The sequence below is a fragment of the Rossellomorea sp. FS2 genome, from assembly GCF_047915635.1.
Classification (GTDB): domain Bacteria; phylum Bacillota; class Bacilli; order Bacillales; family Bacillaceae_B; genus Rossellomorea; species Rossellomorea marisflavi_A.
In genome coordinates this window covers 935,681-958,975 of sequence record NZ_JBLRVS010000004.1, presented here as the reverse complement: position 1 = coordinate 958,975, position 23,295 = coordinate 935,681, and the positions used below count along the sequence as shown (strand labels likewise).

General features: G+C 51.8%; 21 protein-coding genes. All 21 read left to right on the top strand.

All coding sequences use genetic code 11. The features are described 5' to 3' along the window. Window positions 1-13: 13 nt before the first annotated feature. The 21 genes from ACNA6I_RS15945 (at window position 14) to ilvN (ending at window position 23,272) form a co-directional block, all read left to right on the top strand. A complete protein-coding gene (locus ACNA6I_RS15945; protein ID WP_048005727.1) occupies window positions 14-970 on the top strand; it encodes an NAD(P)H-dependent flavin oxidoreductase in 957 nt (318 codons plus the stop codon). 300 nt (window positions 971-1,270) lie between these two features. Beyond that, entirely contained in the window at window positions 1,271-2,224 is a 954-nt protein-coding gene (locus ACNA6I_RS15940; protein WP_148797297.1) for an ABC transporter substrate-binding protein, read from the top strand. 18 nt (window positions 2,225-2,242) lie between these two features. Beyond that, the gene (locus ACNA6I_RS15935; protein ID WP_048005725.1) at window positions 2,243-3,262 is read left to right on the top strand and encodes an ABC transporter permease; all 1,020 of its coding nucleotides are present in this window, start codon (window positions 2,243-2,245) and stop codon (window positions 3,260-3,262) included. Further along, window positions 3,246-4,040 carry an ABC transporter ATP-binding protein gene (locus ACNA6I_RS15930; RefSeq protein WP_048005724.1) on the top strand — a complete coding sequence of 265 codons (795 nt, stop codon included), beginning with the start codon at window positions 3,246-3,248 and terminating at the stop codon, window positions 4,038-4,040. The genes ACNA6I_RS15935 and ACNA6I_RS15930 overlap by 17 nt, the downstream gene beginning before the upstream one ends. A 145-nt stretch (window positions 4,041-4,185) precedes the next feature. Continuing rightward, complete coding sequence (locus ACNA6I_RS15925) at window positions 4,186-4,968, top strand: SDR family oxidoreductase (RefSeq protein ID WP_048012188.1); 783 nt, start codon at window positions 4,186-4,188, stop codon at window positions 4,966-4,968. A gap of 688 nt (window positions 4,969-5,656) precedes the next feature. Beyond that, window positions 5,657-6,052, top strand: coding sequence for a thioesterase family protein (locus tag ACNA6I_RS15920; protein WP_048005722.1), 396 nt, complete (start codon window positions 5,657-5,659; stop codon window positions 6,050-6,052). Window positions 6,053-6,130: 78 nt separating this feature from the next. Next, entirely contained in the window at window positions 6,131-7,237 is a 1,107-nt protein-coding gene (locus ACNA6I_RS15915) for a Glu/Leu/Phe/Val dehydrogenase dimerization domain-containing protein (protein ID WP_148797295.1), read from the top strand. Between the two features lie 144 nt (window positions 7,238-7,381). Further along, complete coding sequence (locus ACNA6I_RS15910; protein WP_156489276.1) at window positions 7,382-7,534, top strand: hypothetical protein; 153 nt, start codon at window positions 7,382-7,384, stop codon at window positions 7,532-7,534. Between the two features lie 93 nt (window positions 7,535-7,627). Continuing rightward, entirely contained in the window at window positions 7,628-8,692 is a 1,065-nt protein-coding gene (pdhA, locus tag ACNA6I_RS15905; protein ID WP_048005721.1) for a pyruvate dehydrogenase (acetyl-transferring) E1 component subunit alpha, read from the top strand. After that, window positions 8,689-9,684, top strand: coding sequence for an alpha-ketoacid dehydrogenase subunit beta (locus ACNA6I_RS15900; protein ID WP_048005720.1), 996 nt, complete (start codon window positions 8,689-8,691; stop codon window positions 9,682-9,684). Before pdhA ends, ACNA6I_RS15900 begins: the two co-directional genes overlap by 4 nt. Before the next feature lie 13 nt (window positions 9,685-9,697). Further along, window positions 9,698-10,822, top strand: coding sequence for a dihydrolipoamide acetyltransferase family protein (locus ACNA6I_RS15895; protein WP_048005719.1), 1,125 nt, complete (start codon window positions 9,698-9,700; stop codon window positions 10,820-10,822). After that, window positions 10,823-12,241 (top strand): FAD-dependent oxidoreductase, encoded by a 1,419-nt coding sequence (locus ACNA6I_RS15890; protein WP_048005718.1) that lies wholly within the window; start codon window positions 10,823-10,825, stop codon window positions 12,239-12,241. Window positions 12,242-12,352: 111 nt separating this feature from the next. Further along, on the top strand, window positions 12,353-13,465 hold the full coding sequence (gene hppD, locus ACNA6I_RS15885) for a 4-hydroxyphenylpyruvate dioxygenase (RefSeq protein ID WP_048005717.1): 1,113 nt from the start codon (window positions 12,353-12,355) through the stop codon (window positions 13,463-13,465). A gap of 240 nt (window positions 13,466-13,705) precedes the next feature. Beyond that, window positions 13,706-14,824, top strand: a complete 1,119-nt coding sequence (hisC, locus tag ACNA6I_RS15880; RefSeq protein ID WP_416313746.1) for a histidinol-phosphate transaminase — start codon at window positions 13,706-13,708, stop codon at window positions 14,822-14,824. After that, window positions 14,808-15,419 carry a flavin reductase family protein gene (locus ACNA6I_RS15875; protein ID WP_048005715.1) on the top strand — a complete coding sequence of 204 codons (612 nt, stop codon included), beginning with the start codon at window positions 14,808-14,810 and terminating at the stop codon, window positions 15,417-15,419. The genes hisC and ACNA6I_RS15875 overlap by 17 nt, the downstream gene beginning before the upstream one ends. Before the next feature lie 7 nt (window positions 15,420-15,426). Continuing rightward, a complete protein-coding gene (locus ACNA6I_RS15870; RefSeq protein ID WP_048005714.1) occupies window positions 15,427-16,404 on the top strand; it encodes a fumarylacetoacetate hydrolase family protein in 978 nt (325 codons plus the stop codon). Continuing rightward, a complete protein-coding gene (locus ACNA6I_RS15865) occupies window positions 16,343-17,488 on the top strand; it encodes a homogentisate 1,2-dioxygenase (protein ID WP_048012198.1) in 1,146 nt (381 codons plus the stop codon). Before ACNA6I_RS15870 ends, ACNA6I_RS15865 begins: the two co-directional genes overlap by 62 nt. A gap of 622 nt (window positions 17,489-18,110) precedes the next feature. Beyond that, on the top strand, window positions 18,111-19,010 hold the full coding sequence (ilvE, locus tag ACNA6I_RS15860) for a branched-chain-amino-acid transaminase (RefSeq protein ID WP_048005711.1): 900 nt from the start codon (window positions 18,111-18,113) through the stop codon (window positions 19,008-19,010). Between the two features lie 15 nt (window positions 19,011-19,025). Further along, window positions 19,026-20,693 (top strand): dihydroxy-acid dehydratase, encoded by a 1,668-nt coding sequence (gene ilvD, locus ACNA6I_RS15855; RefSeq protein ID WP_048012199.1) that lies wholly within the window; start codon window positions 19,026-19,028, stop codon window positions 20,691-20,693. Between the two features lie 339 nt (window positions 20,694-21,032). Further along, complete coding sequence (ilvB, locus tag ACNA6I_RS15850; protein ID WP_048005709.1) at window positions 21,033-22,754, top strand: acetolactate synthase large subunit; 1,722 nt, start codon at window positions 21,033-21,035, stop codon at window positions 22,752-22,754. Next, the gene (gene ilvN / locus ACNA6I_RS15845; RefSeq protein WP_048005708.1) at window positions 22,751-23,272 is read left to right on the top strand and encodes an acetolactate synthase small subunit; all 522 of its coding nucleotides are present in this window, start codon (window positions 22,751-22,753) and stop codon (window positions 23,270-23,272) included. Before ilvB ends, ilvN begins: the two co-directional genes overlap by 4 nt. Window positions 23,273-23,295: the final 23 nt, after the last annotated feature.

Below are 23,295 nucleotides of genomic sequence, written 5' to 3'. Positions count from 1 at the left end.
AGGAGGAATCGATATGAATAGACTCACGAAGTGCCTTGGGATCCGGTTCCCCATTATCCAGGGAGGCATGGGGAACATCAGCAATGCCCGCCTGGCTGCCGCCGTGTCGGAGGCGGGTGCCCTGGGGACAATCGGAACGGGGACCATGGATGTGGAGGAAGTGGGGGGAATCGTCCGGGATCTGAAGATGCTGACGACCCGGCCTTTTGCCATGAATATCCCGATCACGATGACGCCTGAACTGAAAGGCATGATCGGGATCGCCATCACGGAAGAGGTTCCCGTAGTTTCCCTATCGGCAGGAAATCCGGGACCGCTCATTCCTGTCCTTCACGACCACGGAATCAAAGTGATCTGCGTGGTGGCGTCCCGCAAGCAGGCAAGGAAAGCGGCGGATGCAGGGGCAGACGTCCTGGTGGCAGAAGGGTATGAAGCGGCGGGCATCAACTCCCATCTCGAGACAACGACCCTGGCCCTTATCCCGCAGATCGTGGATGAAGTAGACGTTCCCGTCGTGGCAGCCGGGGGAATTGCGGATGGACGCGGGCTTGCCGCCATGCTCGCCTTGGGCGCAAGCGGAGTCCAGATGGGAACCCGATTCATCGCGACCAAGGAAGCTCCTTTTCATGAGCGTTATAAAGAAACCCTCCTTGCGGCGAATGATCATGGAACGGTCATCGTGGGGCGGAGTGTAGGGAGGGTACGGCGCGTTTTGAGGTCGCCCTACGCGGAAAGGGTATTGGATCTGGAAAAACGGGGAATGACCCTGGAACAGTATTCGGAACTGACCTCTGAGGACAACCACCGTAAAGGTGCCCTCGAAGGAAGACTTGATGAAGGATTCATCAATGGCGGACAGGTGGCAGGACTGATCGGGGATGTACCGACCGTCAAAGAAATGGTGGACGGGATGATGACCGATGCCTCAATGGTCCTGAGGACCCTTTCTGGCACTATGAAGGTTGAATAAGAGACAAAAAGCAGCTGGTGAGGAAGACGCCGGCTGCTTTTTTCATTTAAACCGCTAAAATCTTCTGGAAATCCTGATCCAAAACAACTATACTGAGAGTAATTTTTAAATTTTCCGAATATTATTGACTATTTTGTGACGGCAGTGATACTATAACGTTGTAATAACGGTCGGTATCATTTTTATCACAGAAAGGATTCGGTAGTCTTATGGACTATTAATCATATAACTTGTGATCAAAGGGGGATTTCTGTGAAAAAGAAAGGTTGGTTACTGGGTGCATCGTCCCTGCTCCTCGGGATGATGATTTTATCGGGGTGCGGTTCGTCTGAGAAAAGCGGTAGTGGTGGAAAAAAGGAATATGTGATCGGGGTGAGTCAGATCGTCGAGCATCCATCGCTGGATGCAGCTTACAAAGGGTTTAAGAAGGCACTGGAAGAGAACGGATTCAAAGAGGGCGACAATGTGAAATACGATGTGCAGAATGCCCAGGGTGATCCGAATAATTCCCAGACCATCGCCAAAAATCTCGTCGGGGACGGGGTGGACCTCATTTTCGCCAATTCAACACCGAGTGCACAGCATGCCCTGAATGCGACAAAGAAGATCCCCATCGTGTTTACATCGGTGACGGATCCCGTCGGAGCTGAGCTGGTGAAATCGTTCGAGGAGCCGGGGGAGAATATCACGGGTACATCGGACAACCATCCCGAAGCCACCTCCAAGACGATCTTTTTTATCACAGATGAACTGAAAGCAAAGAATATCGGGGTGATCTACAACTCTGGTGAACAGAACTCCGTCGTGCAGGCCAAAGAAGTGAAGAAGCTCGCTGAAGAAAAGGGAGCGAAGGTCGTGGAAGCGTCTGTATCCACTTCAGCGGAAGTGAAGCAGGCTACTGAATCGCTTGTAGGTCGTGTCGATGCCATCTATGTCCCGACAGACAATACGGTGGTCTCAGCACTAGATGCCGTCATCGGCGTTGCCAATGATAAAGATATCCCGCTCTTCGTCGGAGAACTTGATTCCATGAAAAAGGGTGCGGTAGCTGCCAGTGGATTCAGCTATGAAGATCTCGGATATGAAACGGGCCTCATGGCTGTGAAGATCCTTAAGGGTGAGAAGAAACCGTCTGAGATCAGCGTGGAGTATCCGAAAGATTTCAAGCTTATGATCAACAAGAAAGCGGCCGAAGAACAGGGTGTCGAAGTGAAGGATGCCTGGAGTGAACTCGGAGAATTTTACGAAGAGTGATAGAAAGGATGATTCAAGATGCCAACGGCCATATTTGCCTCCTTTGAGTCCGGGATCATTTACGCCATCATGGCCCTCGGAGTCTACCTGTCCTTCAGGATATTGGATTTCCCTGATCTGACAGTGGACGGGAGCTTCGTGACGGGGGCAGCCGTTGCAGCGACGATGATTGTGGGCGGAGTGAACCCCGTCGTTGCCACGGTCACTGCCATGGTGATCGGCTTCGTCGCAGGATGTGTAACAGGGCTCCTCCACACATTCGGAAAAATCAATGCGCTCCTGTCAGGAATCCTCATGATGATTGCCCTCTACTCCATCAATTTGAGGATCATGGGGACATCCAATGTGTCCCTTTTAAATGAAGATACGGCTTTTACGGGAATCACAGGCCTGATTGGATCCCTTGGGATCGACCAGGCACTAAATGGTGTCTGGAATGCAGTCGGATTAGGCGAGCCACTGCCTGATACGTGGGCGGTCCTCCTGTTCATGACGATCGTGACGCTGGTGATCAAGTTTTTGACGGATGCGTTCCTCAAGACAGAAGTGGGTCTTGCCCTAAGGGCGACTGGCGATAATCAACGGATGATCCGGAGCTTTTCTGCCAATACGAACCTCATGATCATCCTTGGCCTCGGGATTTCCAATGCGTTGGTGGCCCTGTCCGGGGCACTGATTGCTCAGTACAGCCGCTTCGCCGATGTCGGGATGGGGATCGGTATGATCATCATCGGTCTTGCATCCGTCATCATCGGTGAAGCCCTTTTCGGTACCAAATCCATTGCAAGGACGACACTTGCCGTCATCGGAGGTGCCATCATCTATCGTCTGGTTGTCTCCATGGCCCTTCGCGTAGACTTTCTTGAAACGGGTGACATGAAGCTGATCACAGCGACGATCGTCATCCTCGCACTCGTCATGCCGAAAGTCATGGAGAGGTATAAGGACAGGAAGCGCAAGGCAAAGCGCATGGCCGAAAGGATGAAGGCCGTTCCGGTCTCGGAAGGAGAGGGTGGCAGCAGTGTTACGATTAAATAGGATCCACAAAGTCTTCAACGAAGGAACACCGGATGAAAAAATCGCCCTTGATGATATCCAGCTTTCCCTGGAACCGGGCGACTTCGTCACGGTGATCGGAAGCAACGGGGCCGGAAAATCAACGCTCATGAATATCGTCTCGGGGGTCATGATACCAGATGTCGGAACCGTCCACATCCAGGATCAGGATGTTTCGAAAGTTTCGGAGTATCGAAGATCCAAGCTCATCGGACGCGTTTTCCAAGATCCGATGGCAGGCACGGCCCCTTCCATGACCATCGAAGAGAATCTTGCCATGGCGTACTCGCGGAATCGCACGAGGGGCTTCAGGCTCGGTGTCACGAAGAAGAGGAAGGCGTACTTCAAGGAAGTGCTGGAGAGCCTTCATCTAGGGCTGGAAAATCGGCTCAATGCAAAAGTCGGGCTGCTATCAGGAGGGGAACGTCAGGCGCTGTCACTGCTCATGGCCACCTTCACGGAACCCTCAATCCTCCTTCTGGATGAACACACGGCAGCACTTGATCCAGCACGCGCTGATCTGATCACGAAGTTGACCCGGCAAATTGTGGATCAATACGCCCTGACCACCCTCATGGTCACCCACAATATGCAGCAGGCCATCGATTTAGGGAATAGGCTGATCATGATGGATAAAGGACAGATCATCCTTGAAGTGAATGAACAAGAGAAGAAGGGCTTGACCGTTGAAGGACTCCTTCATGAGTTTCAGCGGATCCGCGGCAGCAAGCTTGCCAGTGACCGGGCCCTTCTCTCGTAAAGAAAGCCGGCCCCTGAAGGCCGGCTTTTCGGTGCGAGTCGAGTTGATTGCCCTTCGAATGGAATAGGCGTAATCTACTAGTAAGGACAGGAAATTCATCCCTGCCCGGTTCTGGTAAACCATCAAGAATAGGAGAGATTTCAAAATGAAACGTTTTGAAGGCAAAGTAATCTTGATCACTGGGGCTGCGTCCGGACTTGGACATGCTGCGGCCATGCAAATTGCTTCAGAAGGAGCAAAACTGTCACTCGTGGACCTTAACCAAGGCGGATTGGAAGAAGTGAAGCAGTCGATTCTATCATCTTACAGTGAAGCGGAAGTGCTGTTGATCGAAGCGGATTGCTCCGACGAAAGCGCCGTTAAGAAATACGTTGATGAAACGGTGGGGCACTTCGGTCAAATCGACGGCTTCTTCAACAACGCAGGAATTGAAGGGAAACAGAATCTCACAGAGGACTATGGCACGGATGAATTTGAACGTGTAGTGAACATCAACTTGAACGGTGTCTTTTATGGCATGAAATATGTACTCAAAGTCATGAGGGAGCAGGGCTACGGTTCCATCGTCAATACGGCATCCGTCGGAGGGATCCGAGGCGTCGGGAATCAATCCGGTTATGCGGCAAGCAAGCACGGCGTAGTCGGCATGACCCGCAATTCCGGTGTGGAATATGGCCAGTACGGAATCAGCATCAAAGCCATCGCACCAGGTGCCATCATGACACCGATGGTCGAAGGCTCCCTTCGCCAAATCGGAGGCGATGACTGGGAAGCGGCAGGCAAGGAATTCGTCAGCGTCAATCCGATGAAACGCTTCGGAAAACCCGAAGAAGTCGGGTACCTCGTAGCCTTCCTGCTATCCTCCCAAGCAGACTTCATCAACGGAGCCGTCATCCCGATCGACGGCGGACAATCTTATAAATACTGATCAACAAATAGAATACCAGCAGTAAAAAACAAGAATGAGGCCAAGCCCACATTCTTGTTTTTTTTATGTTTTAGAGAACTATTAGGAAGTAGATTGAGAAATATAGTTGAAGGGACTCTTCAAGCTGGTGGATCGCATGATTAGTATTCCGTGAGTTTTTCAAACACGCAGATGTAGACTAAGGATGAATACCTACCAAAAAATGCTTCATCAAAAAACAATTCTTAAATCATAAGAATCCAGAGTGGATTGAAGCGGAAGGCGCCTGACTCCAGCGGAAAAGGAGCATGATCGAGACCCCGCAGGCACGAGGCTCGGCATGCTCCCCGCAGGAAAGCAGGCGCCTGCAACGAAAAGGAACGGTCTACTGTTCAATTTAGCCCCATAAAGAATGCTTACCCTGGATTCATTAATTAATGAATCTAAGAACATTACATATAAAGGGAATTCATTCAGCTCATCCCCTACAAGAATCCCAGAGTGTATTGAAGCGGAAGGCGCCTGACTCCAGCGGAAAGGAACGGTCTCCTCTTCATTACTCCCCCATAGAAACGCCCATTCCCTTTAAAAACTATAAGAATTTTTAATTTTAACAATTTATTGACTATTTATAAAACAAAATGTTATTATATCGTTGAATTAACGTTATATTAATATCCATAATGCAATCGTTTAAAGGAGGAAAGCGATGAAGTCCGGATTGACCGTTGGGCACACGCTTGAAATCATCATTGATGTGACACCCGATATGCACGCAAGCTTTGAAGGGGAAGTGGTCCACCCGGTCTATTCCACCGTCCAAATGGTCTATCACATGGAATGGGCATCCCGTCAAATCATCCTTCCTTTCCTGGAAGAAGAGGAAGAAGGGATGGGTGCCGAAGTAAAGGTGATGCATCGTTCACCAGCACGGACGGGAACCCGGTTGAGCATCACGGCCACCGTGACCCGAATGAATGAAAGAGGCATTTGGACGGAGATCATGATCCGACGGAAGGAAACGGACTCCATTGTAGGAGAAGGGGAAGTAAGGCAGGTTGTGCTTCCGAAACAAACAATCGCTGAACGTATCGGGACTGATTGAAGACGATAAGGGGGAACTCGCATGGCAAGCCTATCCGATAAAATGAAAACGTTTACAAAAGAGACGGAGGTCAGGGGGATGGACATGTTCGATCAGATCAAGAATCATGAGCAGGTCCTGTTCTGCAACGATGAAGAGACCGGTTTGAAAGCAATCATCGCCATACATAATACCACTCTCGGACCTGCACTCGGCGGGTGCCGGATGATGCCGTATGCTTCGGTGGATGCGGCATTGAACGACGTACTCAGATTGTCTAGGGGCATGACATACAAATGCGCGGCAGCAGACGTGGACTTTGGCGGGGGTAAGGCGGTCATCATCGGTGACCCGACCAAAGATAAACATCCCGAGCTGTTCAGGGCATTCGGGCAATTCGTTGAATCACTTCAAGGAAGGTTCTACACAGGGACTGATATGGGCACGTCACCGGATGATTTTGTCCACGCCCTGAAGGAAACCAACTGCATCGTAGGGGTCGACGAAGTATATGGCGGAAGCGGTGACTCTTCGATTCCGACAGCCATGGGCGTCATATACGGACTTGAAGCTACAAACGAAACCATCTGGGGATCAAGGGATCTTCATGGGAAGCGCTATGCGATCCAGGGGCTTGGGAAAGTCGGTTTCAAAGTCGCCGAGCGTCTCCTCGAAGAAGGGGCCGATTTGATTGTGACCGATATCAGTCATTACTCTGTTGAAAAACTGCAGCTGAAAGCTAAAGCCCTCGGAACGGCAGTGAAGGCCGTCAGCGGAGACGAAATCTACTCAGTGGATGCCGATGTATTCATCCCTTGTGCCATAGGGGGGATCCTGAATGATGAGACCATCGGACGGTTAAAGGTGAAAGCCGTAGCCGGTTCTGCCAATAATCAGCTCCTCGAGCACAGACACGGGATGTCCCTTCACCAAAAAGGGATCCTGTATGCCCCTGACTATATCGTCAACGCAGGGGGGTTGATCCAGGTAGCCGATGAACTCTATGAACCTAACAAAGAACGCGTCCTCCAGAAAACGGGAGCCATCTATAACAGCCTCCTCAACATCTACACCCAATCAGAAAACGAACACATCACCACCGTCCAGGCAGCAGACCGCTTCTGCGAAAACCGCATCCAGACCAGAACCAAACGAAATAGCTTCTTCACCCACACCAAACGCCCAAAATGGAGCGTAAGGAAGTAAGAAAAGCGTAGGCGGCTCGCCCTGGGGCGACAAGCATAAGGCAGAATCGGCGGAAGGGCATGGTCTTGGCCCTTTTGACGATTATGACTTATGACCTCGAGCCCCAAGCCGCCGTAGCTAGACAGAAAGAAAAGCGGAGGCGGCTTGCCCTGGGGCGACAAGCATAAGGCAGAATCGGCGGAAGGGCAGATCTTCGCCCTTTTGACGATTATGACTTATGACCTCGAGCCCCAAGCCGCCGCAGCTGGACAAAAAGAAAAGCGGAGGCGGCTCGCCGCCCTAAGCAAAAATGAATAATAAAAAGGAAACCTATCAACCTGACATCCTTGCAATCATCAATACACCCAAAATAAAACAATGGGGAACCATCCCCATGAGAGAGGTGAGGGAATGATCGAACAGTTTCCGATCGTTCAAGTGCTGAATCCGCATGGGGAGTTGAGCCCCGATAGAGAGAAAGAGGTGTCCGAAGGGGTGGCGAGGACGTTCCTGCGCCATCTCATCCGTATCCGGACGTTCGATCGCAAGGCAGTGAGTCTTCAACGGCAGGGGCGCATCGGGACCTATGCCCCTTTTGAGGGCCAGGAGGCGTCCCAGGTAGGGAGCGCCATGGCACTGCATGAAAAAGACTGGCTATTTCCAACGTACCGGGATCATGGGGCAACAATGACCTTTGGGCACCCGCTGCTTCAGATTCTGCTGTTTTGGAAAGGGCGGAACGAGGGTTGTGTCCCGCCTGAAGGAAAGAATATCTTTACCCCGGGCATTCCGATCGCGACCCAGCTCCCACATGCCGTGGGGGCGGCTTATGCCGAAAAGAGGAAAGGGTCGGAGGCTGCCGCCATCGCGTATTTCGGTGATGGAGCGACGTCCGAAGGAGATTTCCATGAGGGCCTTAACCTGGCGAGCGTATGGGGGGCCCCTGTTGTCTTCTTCAACCAGAACAACCGCTATGCGATTTCGGTGCCGATCCACAAGCAGATGAAGACGAAGACGATTGCCCAAAAGGCCCTTGCATATGACATCCCGAGCGTCAGGATCGACGGGAATGATGTGTTCGCCGTCTATTTTGAAACGAAGGAAGCATTGGAGCGGGCGAGGAGAGGGGAAGGACCTACGCTGATTGAAGCTGTGACGTGGAGATACGGTGCACATACGACGGCCGATGATCCAACGAAATACAGGGATCAGGGAGAGAGCGATGTGAAAAGAAGGGAAGATCCGATAGACAGGTTGCAGCGCTATATGGAGCAAAAAGGCTGGTGTGACGAAGAGTGGTTAGAGTCCATCAGGCTGGAGTGTGCCAAGGAGGTCGATGCGGCTGTCGCCGATCTGGAGCAGTATCCGGACCCGGACCCGTCCTTGATCTTTGATCATGTATTCGAAACACCGACTTGGAACGTCCTTCAGCAGAAAGAAAGACTGCTTTCACATCTGAAGGGGGGATCAAGATGAGCATCATGACAACAACCAAAACGATGACGATGGTCCAGGCGATTACCGACGGTCTTCGGGTCATGCTGAACGAACGGAGTGATACCCTGCTCCTTGGGGAGGATATCGGGACGAACGGAGGGGTGTTCCGTGCCACGGATGGCCTCCAGGCAGAATTCGGTGAAGATCGGGTGCTCGACACGCCGCTGAGTGAGGCCGGATTCATTGGTGCTGCGATAGGAATGGCGGTAAATGGATTCCGTCCTGTGGCAGAGGTCCAGTTCCTCGGATTCATCTATCCTGCTTATGAGCAGATCATGACCCACGCAAGCCGCCTGCGCTCAAGAACGCTCGGGCACTATACATGTCCCATGGTCATACGGGCCCCGTACGGAGCTGGTGTCCGGGCGCCTGAGATCCATTCCGATAGTACGGAGGCACTGTTCACTCATATGCCGGGCATCAAGGTCGTGTGCCCTTCTACTCCACGTGAGGCAAAGGGGTTGTTGATTGCGGCCATTGAAGACCCGGACCCCGTCTTATTCCTTGAGCCCATGCAGTGCTATCGGTCGACAAGGGAGGAAGTACCTGAGGGGAAGTATACAGTTGAAATCGGAAAAGGAAGGACCGTCCTTGAAGGAGACGATGTCACGGTCATTGCATGGGGAGCAATGGTGAAGGTGGCTGAGGAGGCGGCGGAGAAAGCAGGTGAAAAGGGGATATCATGCGAGGTACTCGATATGAGGACGTTGTCTCCCCTGGATAAGGATCTTATCACCAAATCTGTCCAGCGAACCGGTAGGACCGTCATTGTCCATGAAGCCCACGCCACGGGGGGAGTGGGCAACGATATCCTTGCCATCATCAATGACTTTTCTTTCCTCTATCAGAAGGCTCCTGTCGAGAGGGTGACTGGATTCGACACCCCTGTCCCCTATTTTGGATATGAAGACTATTATCTTCCGGATACAGGCCGCGTCCTCGAAGCAATCGAGAGAGCGGCAGCATATTGAAAGGAGGGAGCCGATGGAGGTCAAGCTGCATGATATAGGGGAAGGAATGACCGAAGCGACGATCAACGCCTTTTTGGTGGGGGTCGGTGAACAGGTGCGTGCGGATCAGCCGCTGGTGGAAGTTCAGACGGATAAGATGACAGCGGAAATCCCGGCACCTGCCAATGGGATCATCAAAGGGTTCAGTGTGAAGGAAGGAGATACGATACGTGTCGGTGAGACGGTATTGATCATGGGTGCCGGCAAGGAGTCGGTAGCGCCCAAACGTACATCCTCGGCCACGGCACAATCGACCAGGATCTTGGCATCTCCATACACTAGAAAGTTGGCGAGGGATGCAGGAATCCCCCTTGAAAAGGTACGGGGATCCGGTCCAGCGGGAAGGATCTTGGATGAAGATATCCAGTCTCACCTCCTGGTGGAACCACTTCCTAAGGAAACGCCTGAGCGGACTGAGGCAGACAGCATCCCTTTCAGGGGAAGGCGGAAGCAGATTGCTTCAAAGATGGTCCGGTCAGTCAGGACCATCCCTCACTGTACCCATTTTGAAGAGATTGATGTCACGGAACTCCTCGCGTGGAAAAGGGATGTGACGGACGTTTCCATGGGTGCATTCTTCATCAAAGCGCTGTCTGTCTGCCTGAAAGAATTCCCGATTTTCAACGGACGGCTGGATGAAGAACAGGAGTGCGTCCACCTTCAGCATGCCCACCATATAGGAGTAGCGGTCGATACGGAGGAAGGGTTGATCGTACCGGTGATCCGTCATGTGGAAGAGAAGACGCTGAAGGGCATCCAGAAAGAACTCAAGGCACTGACAAACAAAGCGCTGGATCATACGCTTACCGCCAAGGAGGCAACAGGGGGGACATTCACGGTGAGCAATGTCGGTCCGCTTGGAGGTTCGATCGGTGCGACGCCGATCATCAATGAACCGGAAGTGGCCCTCGTATCCTTCCATAAAACGAAGAAGAGGCCAATGGTCAATGAGGCGGATGAAATCGTGATCCGGTCCATAATGAATGTATCCATGTCCTTTGATCACCGGGTGGCAGATGGCGGAACAGCCGTAAGATTCACCAATCGACTGCGGGATTTCATTGAAAAACCGGGTATCCTGCTGATGGAGATGATTTAGATGGTCGTGGGGGAAATGGTTGAAAAACGTGATCTGATGGTCATCGGTGGAGGACCTGGGGGCTATCATGCCGCGCTTCGTGCCGCCCAGCTGGGGCAACAGGTCACCTTGATCGAGCAGGGGGAGATCGGGGGAGCCTGCCTGAATGAAGGGTGCATCCCATCGAAGATCCTGACCCATTTTGCAAGCGAGTTCCGAAAGCAGGGGCATCTGCAGAAAATGGGCATGGTCATGGGGGAAACGTCCATCGATCTTGCCAGGCTGAAGTCCTATAGAGAAGAGAAGATCCAGGGCCTGCGGGCAGGGGTGGAAGGACTGCTTCGTTCAGGAGGAGTCGAGGTGATGAAAGGGGCCGCTTCATTTTTATCCGAGAACCGGATCGGGATTGAAAATGGTCATCAGTTCTCCCTTTTTGAATTCAAGCAGGCCATTGTCGCCATTGGTGGGAAGATGGAGTATCCGTCCCGTATCAGTATGAAATCCCCATTTGTCCTGACGGAGCGGGAGGCACTGACCATGACCGAGATACCGGAGGAATTGATTGTATCCGGTCATGACTATGTGGCCATTGAAATAGCTGCGGCATACGCGGCCCTTGGGAGCGCAGTCACCCTCCTGATGGAAGGGAGACTGCCATTTGATCAGGCCATTGAGCGTGAGATGAAGAGGCTTCTGAAAAAACAGAAGGTCTCTGTCACCACCGAAGTGACGATTCTGAGCGTTTCGGACGATGGAGGGGTGGAAGTGGATTATGAAAGTCCTACCGGGACCAGGCAGGTGAATGGGACTCATTTAGTCGTATGTGGGAAGTCGGGTGCAGACCTGACCTGTGCAGGACTGGACCGGCTACAGCTTGAGTGCGAGGAAGGTAAAATCAAGGTCGACGGGGAGGGACGCACGTCCATTCCCGGCGTGTGGGCCATAGGGGATGTGACCCCGGGACCGGGGCTTGCCATCAAAGCGATCAAGGAAGGAAAGGTGGCAGCGGAAGCCATTGCAGGGAAGACGGGGGAAATGGACCTGGAGTGGCTTCCTGCCATCGTCCATATGGATCCGCCGGTCGCCTGTGCGGGCTGGACTGAGGAAGAAGCGAAGGACCGTGGATATGACGTTGTCTGCAGTGAGTATCCTTTCAGAGCGAATGGCTTTGCAGCGCTGAAGGAAGAAACGGACGGCATGATTAAAATCGTATCGGAGAAAGGGACATCTCTGATCCTTGGCATCCATATGATCGGGCCGGGAGCTGTCGAACTGATTTCCACCGGAGTGCTCGGACTTGAAATGGCAGCAAGGGCGGAAGATTTCACCTTCCCGCTCTATCCGCATCCGAGCAGCAACGAAGCCCTGATGGAAGCCTTGGAGGAGCTCACCGGGCATGCTGTACACCTTCAGAGGAGGAAGAAGAAGGCAGTCCGATAAGTCAGTTGCTTTACTGCAGAAAAGCGTTCATGCTTCACATGCCGCTCTTGAGAAGAAAAGAAAAACAGCATACGATAATAATCAGAAAAATACGAAATCGGAGGGATCGTTATGGAAAAGATGGATAAGAAGTCAATGAAGACCGAAGAAATCTTCCCGGTAAGGGATGTCGATTATCTCGAATATTTCACAGGGAACGCCAAGCAGGCTGCCCATTTCTTTTGCACAGCGTTCGGATTCAAGACCGTCGCGTATTCCGGACTTGAAACAGGTAACCGTGATACCGTCTCCTATGTCCTTCAGCAGAATAAAGTTAGACTTGTTGTGACGGGGAGCCTTCACGAAGGAAGCCGTGTAGCGGAATTCGTCAGGAAGCATGGGGATGGGATCAAGGATATCGCCCTTATGGTGGATGATGTTGAAAAGGCTTTCAAAGGTGCGGTAGAGCGAGGGGCCATTGAAATCATGCCTCCAGAAACATTGGAAGATGCAGATGGGAAGCTGAAAAAAGCGGTGATTGGTACATACGGCGACACGATCCATACTTTGATTGAACGGAAGGATTATAACGGGATCTTCATGCCAGGGTATGAAAAAGCGGACTCTTCCAGAACAGAGCGTGATGCGGCCATCATCGCCGTCGACCACGTTGTCGGAAATGTCGAGCGCATGGAAGAGTGGGTGGAGTACTACGAGAAGGTGATGGGCTTCAAGGAGATGCGCCATTTCTCCGATGAGGATATCACGACAGAATACTCCGCCCTCATGTCCAAAGTGATGCACAACGGTGGCAGGATCAAGTTCCCGATCAACGAGCCTGCTGAAGGCAAGCGCAAATCCCAGATCCAGGAGTACCTTGAGTACTACGGCGGTCCAGGGGTACAGCATATCGCCGTTCTGACAGAGGACATCGTGAAGACCGTCGGCATCCTGAAGGAGAACGGTGTGGAATTCCTGAGCACCCCGGATTCCTATTACGATATGCTGTCTGAGCGTGTGGGAGAAATCGATGAGGAAATTTCTCAAATCAAGGCGTTGAACATTCTGGTGGATCGAGATGATGAAGGGTATCTCCTCCAGATCTTTACAAAGCCAATTGTTGATCGCCCGACTCTCTTCATTGAGGTCATCCAGCGCAAAGGGGCAAGGGGATTCGGAGAAGGGAACTTCAAAGCGTTGTTCGAATCGATAGAAAGAGAGCAGGAGCGACGCGGAAATCTTTAAATAATGAGTCCGACATTCAAATCGACGGTATCAGATAAAGAGAGATAAGATCCAAAAAAGAGATAGATATATAAAGGGAATCATGAGGGATCGAGAATAATAGGGGATCAACAAACAGAAAACGGGCTGGCCCATGAGCTTTTCGAAGAGATCCGGACACCTCCTGCATCCGTGCAGGAATCGGTCGGGATCCCGTTCTGAAACTCGGGGTCAGCCCTATTATAAGGAGGGGGCAGGCTGATGGTGCTGAAGTTCAAGACGAGGGAAGTCCTTACAAAAATTGATCCGTATGTTCTTGGGAAATCGACTGTCGAGTTACAAAAAGAGCATGGTCTCGGGTCTATTTGCAAGCTATCGGAAAATGAAAATATCCACGGCTGCTCCCCGGAGGTCGTCAGCTGGTTGAAGGAAGGCAATGGGGAACTCTTCCTTTACCCGGACGGGGCGGCCACTGAACTTCGCAGGGAAGTGTCTGAATTCCTTGGGGTGCGCGAAGGGAAGCTTGTATTCGGGAATGGGTCGGATGAAGTGATCAGGCTTCTCTCCAGGGCCTACATCAGTGAAGGAGACGAAGCCATCATGGCGGATGTCACCTTCCCCCGCTATCATACGAATGTCTTCCTCGAAGGCGGGAGATCGGTGAAGGTCCCCCTGGTGAACGGGGTCCATGACCTGGCCGGGATGAAAAGCGAAATTACGGATCGGACGAAGCTCATCTTCATCTGCAATCCGAATAACCCAACAGGTACCATCGTCGGGACTGAGGAACTCCTGTCCTTCATTTCAGCCGTCCCCCCACACGTCCTCCTGGTTTTGGACGAAGCGTACGTGGAATACGTGTCAGACAGGAATCACCTCGACACGCTCCCGCTTTTGGAGCGCTTCGATAACCTGGTGATCCTGAGGACTTTTTCAAAGATCTACGGCTTGGCGGGACTCAGGGTCGGATTCGGGGTCATGAATGAGGAAGTAGCCGGACAGCTCCTTAAAGTGAAGGATGTCTTCAATGTGAATGCGCTGGCCCAGGGAGCAGCCGTCACGGCCCTCCATGACCAGGAGTTCATCGGGAAGTGTGCTTCGTTGAATGAAGCGGGCCGTTCCTATCTCGAAGGGGAGTTTCATAGACTTGGGCTCGCGTACTTCCCTTCCCAGGCGAATTTTATCATGGTGGATACGGGGAAGGACGGGAATGTCATTGCAGGTGAATTGGCGAAGAGAGGATTCCTTGTCAGGTCCGGGGTCCTTCTGGGCTATCCCGAGACCATCCGCGTGACGATCGGAGCCGATCAGGACAATCGGGCTTTCGTCAAGGCCCTTGAATATGTGCTGGGGAGGAATGCAAGTGGATATCAAGCCTGATCAGCTCCCTTGGCAGGAAGCATATAAACTGGTCATCGGCTCCATCCTCCCGAGACCGATTGCATTTGTTTCCACCGTGGATGAGGCGGGCCATGCGAACCTTGCCCCGTTCAGCTTTTTTACGGCCATCAGCGCCGATCCCATGCTGGTATGTTTTTCGCCGATGCGAAGAGGTACGGACGGTGGGAAGAAGGATACGCTGTTGAATATTGAAGCGACGAAGGAATTTGTGATTAATATAGTCAGTGAAACGTTTGTAGAGCAAATGAACGACTGTTCGAAGGAATTTGCCCCGGAAGTGGATGAGTTCGAGGCAGTCGGCCTAGGTAAGAAGCCATCGGTTACCATCGCTCCCCCGGCTGTTTCAGAAAGCCGGGTCCAGTTGGAATGCATCCTGCAGGACGTCCTGCATTTCGGCGATCATCCAGGGGCAGGGAGCCTGGTGATTGGAAAAGTGCTGTGCGTGCGAATGGATGATGAGCTGTATGACGCCGGAAGAATCGACTCATCCACGCTTGAGCCTGTCGGGAGGATGGCAGGCCAGATGTACACGAAGCCCCTCGCCGATACATTCGAATTGACCCGGAAGAGGTGAGAGAGAAATGAAGTTAGTGAGTTTTCTAGTGGGAGATGAGGTAAGGGCAGGCCTCGTAAGCGGAGACAGGGTGATTGATCTCCATCAGGCGAGCGGCGGCCGCTTACCGAAAGAGATGAAGCGACTGATCGAATTGGGGGATGAAGGCATATCGCTCATGCGCGAACTCTCTTCCCTTACCGGGGAATATGCCCTCGTGGATCTTCCCCTCGTGGCCCCCCTGCCTGATCCAGTGAGCATCCGCGACTTTTATGCGTTTGAGGATCATGTGAGGAACGCCCGGCAGAGAAGGGGCCTTTCGGTCGTACCGGAATGGTATGAGATGCCGGTCTTCTATTTCACCAATCATATGAGTGTGACCGGACCAGATGCGCCGATCACGGTTCCCGATGGGAGCGAATGTCTGGATTACGAGCTTGAAATTGCCTGCGTCATCGGGCGCAGAGGCAAAGACATCCAAGTTGAGCATGCAGAAGACCATATCTACGGCTATATGATCATGAACGACTGGAGTGCTAGGGACCTTCAGCGTGAAGAGATGAAGGTGGGCCTCGGGCCGGCGAAAGGGAAAGACTTTGCCACCACGTTCGGCCCGTATCTTGTGACGAGGGATGAGCTGGAATCCTACCGGGAAGGGGACCGTCTCGACCTGGAGATGACTGCCTCAGTGAACGGAGTCCCGTTGTCAAAGGGGAATTATAAAGATATCCATTATCCGTTTCCCGCCATGATTGCCAGGGCATCTGAAAATGTCATGCTCATACCGGGGGAAGTGATCGGGTCGGGGACCGTCGGCACGGGCTGCCTGCTCGAGCTTGGTGAAGAAATCCACCCCTGGCTTGAACCCGGTGATATCGTGGAACTTGGCATCACAGGTCTCGGAATCTTAAAGAATACAATCAGTGCAAGGGAGGAGAGGGATCATGTTTTATCGCCGGATGGGGACGATCCCCCACAAGCGTCATACGATGTTCAAAAAAGATGATGGAAGTCTTTACCGGGAACAGGTGATGGGGACGAAGGGGTTCTCCGGGACCCAATCGATCCTTTATCACCACCATCTCCCGACTGCAGTCTCGGAAGCATCTTACGGAGGCAGCTACCTGCCTGAGTTCGAAGAGGAGGGGGCCCTTCGCCACCGCCACTTTTTCACGGAGTCAATCGAGAAGAAGGGAGATGCCCTGAACGCAAGGGAATACCTTCTTGGGAATAGCGACCTTCTCATCGGGACCGCAGCGGTTACTGATGCCATGAGTGACTTCTACCGTAACGGTGATGGAGATGAGATGCTGTTCATCCATTATGGAGCAGGGAAAGTGGAGACGATGTTCGGTACACTTTCTTACGGGAAAGGCGATTACATCATCATCCCGATCGGCACCATCCACCGGATCATACCCGAGGAAGAGACGAAGATCCTCGTGGTCGAATCGTTCAGTCAGATCACCACTCCGCGCAGGTATCGGAATGAATATGGCCAACTCCTCGAACACAGTCCATTCTGTGAACGGGATCTATCTGGACCGGAAGTACTTGAATCCCGGGATGAAAAAGGAGAATACCGCGTCCTGACGAAATCCCGCGGATCGATCCATGTTCATGTCCTGGATCATCATCCCCTTGATGTCGTAGGATGGGACGGCTATCTCTATCCTTGGAAGTTCAACATTGAAGACTTCGAGCCGATCACGGGCAGGGTCCATCAGCCCCCGCCTGTGCATCAGACCTTCGAGGGGCATAACTTCGTCGTCTGCTCCTTCGTTCCGAGGCTTTATGATTACCACCCGGAAGCCATACCGGCTCCTTATAACCACAGCAATGTCAACAGCGACGAACTCCTTTACTATGTAGAGGGGAATTTCATGAGCCGCAAGGGCATCAAGAGGGGATCGATCACCCTCCATCCAAGCGGGATTCCCCACGGGCCGCATCCGGGAACGACTGAAGCGAGCATCGGGAAAAAAGAAACACTGGAACTCGCCGTCATGATCGATACGTTCCGCCCCCTCAAAATCGTGAAGAAGGCAAAGGATGTCGAAGATCCAGCATATATGTATACATGGGTATAAAAGAAAACCGGTTCCGAACAGGAACCGGTTTTTTATTTTATAGAGATTTTAAACTGATTCAAGAGGATCGATCACCCCTTGATTCAGGTAAACGTAAATAAATGGGTGGTTCTTGTGCAACAAGTCACAAATAGGAGTGTTCCTATTCAGTTTCTCCCGGAAAATAAAAAAAGTAGCGTTTCTTCTATTAGAGTACTAAAGTGGGTTGATTCTCATTTGAAGGGATTTGTTGAGAATGGGAAGAGGGGGAGGAGTGTGATGAATGATGTCTAAGGATGTCATGAGCCCTGTAAACTCAACGTCTTCGGGAAAAAACTATCAAAGATTTTTTAAGAACAAAAATTTATTTTTTTTGAGGTTCTATAAACCTGATAAGGACAAAGATGAAAGCGTTACCATATAATCTGACAAATCTAAATTGTCTAATAATTTACCGAAATAGTGTTGACCTTCCATTAAAACGGGAGTAACATTGTCCTCAATAAAATTTTTAATCGCATCAGAAAAGGTCAGTGGCGGTCTTCGCACCCATTTTTACAAGGGGCCTGGACGTAAATAGATGTGTTAGAAAATTAATATTCCGAATAATCAAATAAATCAAATCGTGAAAGGAATGATGAACATGAGCGAGCAGTGGATTTACTTAGACGGTCAGTACGTAAAAAAGGAAGATGCAAAAGTATCTGTTTATGACCATGGTTTTCTTTATGGAGATGGAGTGTTCGAAGGCATTCGAATGTATGACGGCAATGTCTTCCGTCTCGAAGAACATGTTGATCGCCTTTACGATTCAGCAAAATCCATCATGCTGAACATCGAAGTGTCGAAAGAAGAGATGAGCGATATCATCGTTGAAACATTGAAAATGAATAAACTTGAAAATGCATATATCAGGGTAGTCATCTCCCGCGGAGTAGGGAATCTCGGATTGGATCCGTTCACCTGCAGCCATCCGCAGATCATCGTCATTGCTGAACAACTCGCGCTTTTCCCGAAAGCACTGTATGACACGGGGATCGAGATCGTCACAGTAGCAAGCAGACGGAACCGTGCAGACGTTTTATCGCCGAAGGTCAAGTCGCTGAACTACCTGAACAACATCCTCGTAAAGATCGAAGCGAACCTTGCCGGTGTAAGTGAAGCGCTGATGCTGAACGATCAAGGGTATGTAGCGGAAGGATCCGCCGATAACATCTTCATCGTGAAGAAAGGAAGGATCCTGACTCCACCAGGTTATGTAGGGGCACTAGAAGGCATCACCCGCAACGCCATCATCGAAATCGCCCAGAAATCAGGTTACGAAATGAAAGAAGAAGTCTTTACACGCCACGATGTATATACGGCGGATGAAGTCTTCCTCACGGGTACTGCAGCAGAAGTCATCGCCGTCGTCAAAGTCGATGGACGTGTGATCGGAGACGGTAAACCGGGTGAATGTACAAATAAATTATTGCAACAGTTCAGGGACACTGTCACGCAGGATGGAAGAAAAGTTTACAAACAAAATGCTCAAGTCGGGTAAGTTGGAGGTGCTGATGTGCGTAGTGACATGATCAAAAAAGGAATCGACCGCGCTCCCCATCGCAGCCTGCTTTATGCGACGGGAGTCAAATTGGAAGACATGGAGAAGCCTTTCATCGGGGTATGCAACTCCTATATCGATATCATACCGGGACATATGCATCTCAATCACTTCGCTGCCGTCGTGAAAGAAGCGATCAGGGAAGCAGGAGGCATCCCGTTCGAGTTCAATACGATCGGCGTGGATGACGGGATTGCAATGGGACATATCGGGATGCGTTATTCCCTTCCGAGCCGGGAGCTCATCGCCGATTCAGCCGAAACGGTCATCAACGCCCACTGGTTTGATGGAGTGTTTTACATTCCGAACTGTGACAAGATCACGCCGGGTATGCTGATGGCATCCGTTCGCACCAACGTTCCTTCCGTCTTCGTATCGGGAGGGCCGATGGAGGCCGGTGTATCAAGCGAAGGAAAACCCCTTTCCCTCGTCTCCGTCTTCGAAGGGGTCGGTGCCCATCAATCGGGCAGGATGACAGCCGAACAGCTTCTGGACATCGAGCAAAATGCGTGTCCGACATGCGGATCCTGTTCAGGGATGTTCACCGCCAATTCCATGAACTCCCTCATGGAGATGCTCGGGATGGCCCCTCCTGGCAACGGGACGATCGTGGCAACATCGGAGGAACGTCACCAGCTCATCAAGGACGCTGCCAAGCATCTTGTGGAAATGGTGAAGAAGGACATCAAGCCGAGGGATATCATCACGAAAGACACCATCGATGATGCCTTTGCCCTCGATATGGCCATGGGAGGTTCGACCAACACGGTCCTCCATACCCTTGCCATCGCCAATGAGGCAGAAATCGATTACGATATCAACCGCATCAATACCGTAGCGGAAAGGGTGCCGTATCTGTCGAAGATCAGCCCCGCGTCCGATTATTCCATGCAGGACGTCCACAATGCCGGCGGAGTGAGTGCCATCATCAAGGAACTGTGCGAGATGGGGGCGGTCCACAGCGACCGGATCACCGTTACAGGGAAGTCACTCTATGAAAATGTGAAAGATGCTGAAATCGTGAATGATGAAGTCATCAGGAGGAAGGATAACGCCTACAGTCCTGTAGGAGGATTGTCTGTCCTGTTCGGGAACATCGCTCCGAACGGTGGTGTCATCAAGGTGGGGGCAGTCGATCCTTCCATCAAGACATTCATGGGTGAGGCCATCGTCTATGAATCACAGGATGAGGCCCTTGCAGGAATCGAAAGTGGTGAAGTGAAGGAAGGTCACGTAGTGGTCATTCGCTACGAAGGACCGAAAGGCGGTCCAGGGATGCCGGAAATGCTCGCTCCGACAGCGGCCATCGCCGGCAGGGGGCTTGAGAAGAAAGTGGCCCTCATCACGGACGGACGCTTCTCCGGTGCATCCCGTGGCATCTCCATCGGTCACGTTTCACCGGAAGCAGCGGAAGGCGGCCCGATCGGGGTCGTGGAGAATGGGGATCCGATCTTCATCGATCTCACCAACCGCACCATCTCCCTCATGGTTTCAGAGGAAGAGCTCACCTTCAGGCAGCAAGAGTGGGTCCAGCCCGCTCCTAAAATACGAAAAGGTTATCTCGCACGATATGCAAAGCTTGTCACATCGGCAAGCACGGGTGGAATCCTGAAAACAGAATAAAGCAAAATCGGTGAAGAGGCAAAAGGATTGGGTTTTGTATTCACAGAGAGCTGGTGGTGCTGCGAACCAGTAATACAACCAATACCGACATCCCCTCTGAGTATCGTTCTGAACAGTGATTAGGAACGATCGAGTAGACTCTACTCGTTACAAAAACGAAGGCTGAAATTCTTCAGCCTGCTGAGGGAGATGAACGTCGTCTCTGAACTAGGGTGGTACCGTGGAAAGGAAGCAAACCTTTTCGCCCCTGCGAAAGATAAACTCTGTCGTAGTGGGTGAAAAGGTTTTTTTGTGTGATAGATTCATAGAAATCATGAAATGAAAGGGAGGAGATAGGCAATGAGAGCCAAAGTAGAGGCGGATCTGGCTTCACAGTCACTGGCAGAAAACATCAACGGTGCTGATATGCTCATGAAGGCGTTAAAGGAGGAAAAAGTTGAGATTCTGTTCGGGTACCCGGGGGGAGCGGTCCTGCCGATATACGATGCTCTTTACAAAGCCCCCATCAAGCATGTCCTGGCGCGCCACGAGCAAGGAGCCATTCATGCTGCTGAAGGGTACGCCAGGGTATCGGGAAGACCGGGTGTCGTCATTGCAACCTCGGGACCCGGGGCGACGAACCTTGTGACGGGAATCGCCGACGCCATGATGGATTCCCTGCCCCTGGTGATCTTCACAGGGCAGGTCGCATCCAACGTCATCGGGACGGATGCCTTCCAAGAAGCGGATGTGGTCGGGATCACCATGCCGATCACCAAACACAATTACCAGGTGAGGGACCTTGCTGATCTTCCCCGCATAGTCAAAGAAGCATTCCACATTGCTTCCACAGGCAGACCTGGTCCGGTCCTGGTCGACATTCCGAAGGACCTTACCGTTCAAATTGCCAGTCCGGCTGAGGAGCAGGAGATGGATCTTCCCGGCTATCAGCCGAACCTTCATCCGAACCCTCTGCAAATCAAGAAATTGATCGAAGCCGTGAAGCACTCACAAAGACCTGTGATCCTGGCGGGTGCAGGCATCCTTCACGCAAAGGCCTCCGAGGAGCTGAAGGAATTCGCTGAACATTATGATCTTCCTGTGGTTCATACGCTGCTGGGTCTTGGCGGATTTCCCGCCGATCATGCTTTGTTCCTTGGAATGGCGGGGATGCACGGGTGCTATACAAGCAATATGGCCCTTCATGAATGCGATCTACTCATTAACATCGGTGCCCGATTCGATGACAGGCTGACAGGGAATCTGGCCACCTTCGCCCCGAATGCGAAAGTAGTCCATATCGACGTAGACCCGGCGGAAATCGGCAAGAATGTCGAGACGCATATCCCGATCGTCTCTGATGCGAAGCACGCCTTGGTCAAGATCCTCGAGCATGATGAGAGCAAATGCTACTTCGAGGAGTGGCATAGCCGATTGAAGGCCAATAAACAGGAATATCCATTCTGGTACAACCGGGCAGAGGAAATCATCTCTCCACAGCGGCTCATCGAACAGGTGTATGAATTGACCAACGGTGAAGCCGTCGTCACCACCGATGTCGGCCAGCACCAGATGTGGGCGGCACAATATTACTCTTTCAAAAACCCGAATAACTGGGTCACATCGGGCGGACTCGGCACGATGGGATTCGGATTCCCGGCGGCAATCGGTGCGCAGCTTGCAGACAGGGATAGAAAAGTCGTGGCGTTCGTAGGGGACGGAGGCTTCCAGATGACCCTGCAGGAACTGGTCCTATTAAAAGAGCTCGATCTCCCTGTAAAGGTGGTCATCCTGAATAACGGGACCCTCGGAATGGTGAGGCAGTGGCAGGAAACGTTCTACGAAGAACGATATTCCCAATCGGTCTTCTCCCTGCAGCCTGATTTTGTGAAACTGGCTGAGTCTTACGGCATCAAAGGTTATCAGGTGAAGACGCAGGAAGAAGTGGAATCGGTCCTCAGGGAAGCGTTGACGAGTGACGAGCCTGCCTTGATCGACTGTTGGGTCAACCCGAAGGAAAACGTCTATCCGATGGTTGCTCCCGGCAAGGGATTACACGAAATGATAGGAGTGAAACCATGAAGCGGATCGTAACGGCCATCGTCCATAATCGGAGCGGGGTATTGAACAGGGTGACAGGGCTGTTCACCAAAAGACAGTTCAATATCGAGAGCATCTCGGTCGGCTATACAGAAGTGGAAGGAGTCTCCAGGATGACCTTCGTCGTGAACGTGGAAGATGACCGCAAGATCGAGCAGCTCCTGAAACAGCTCCACAAGCAGATCGATGTCCTGAAGGTATCGGACATTACAGACCAGGGAGTGGTGGCGAGGGAACTTGCCCTCATCAAGGTTCTCAGCACAGGTCAAACACGATCTGAAATTAACGGAATTGTCGAACCATTCCGCGCAGCCATCATCGACGTCGCAAGGGATAGCGTGACGGTCCAGGTGACTGGGGAAACGTCGAAGATCGAAGCCATCATCGACCTCCTGAGACCATACGGAATCAAAGAAATCGCAAGGACTGGAATCACCGCTTTTGCACGGGGCAACAGCAAAAGCGTCACAGATATGAAGCAGTATACAATCGTCAACTAACCTATTAAAAATCGAGAGGATGA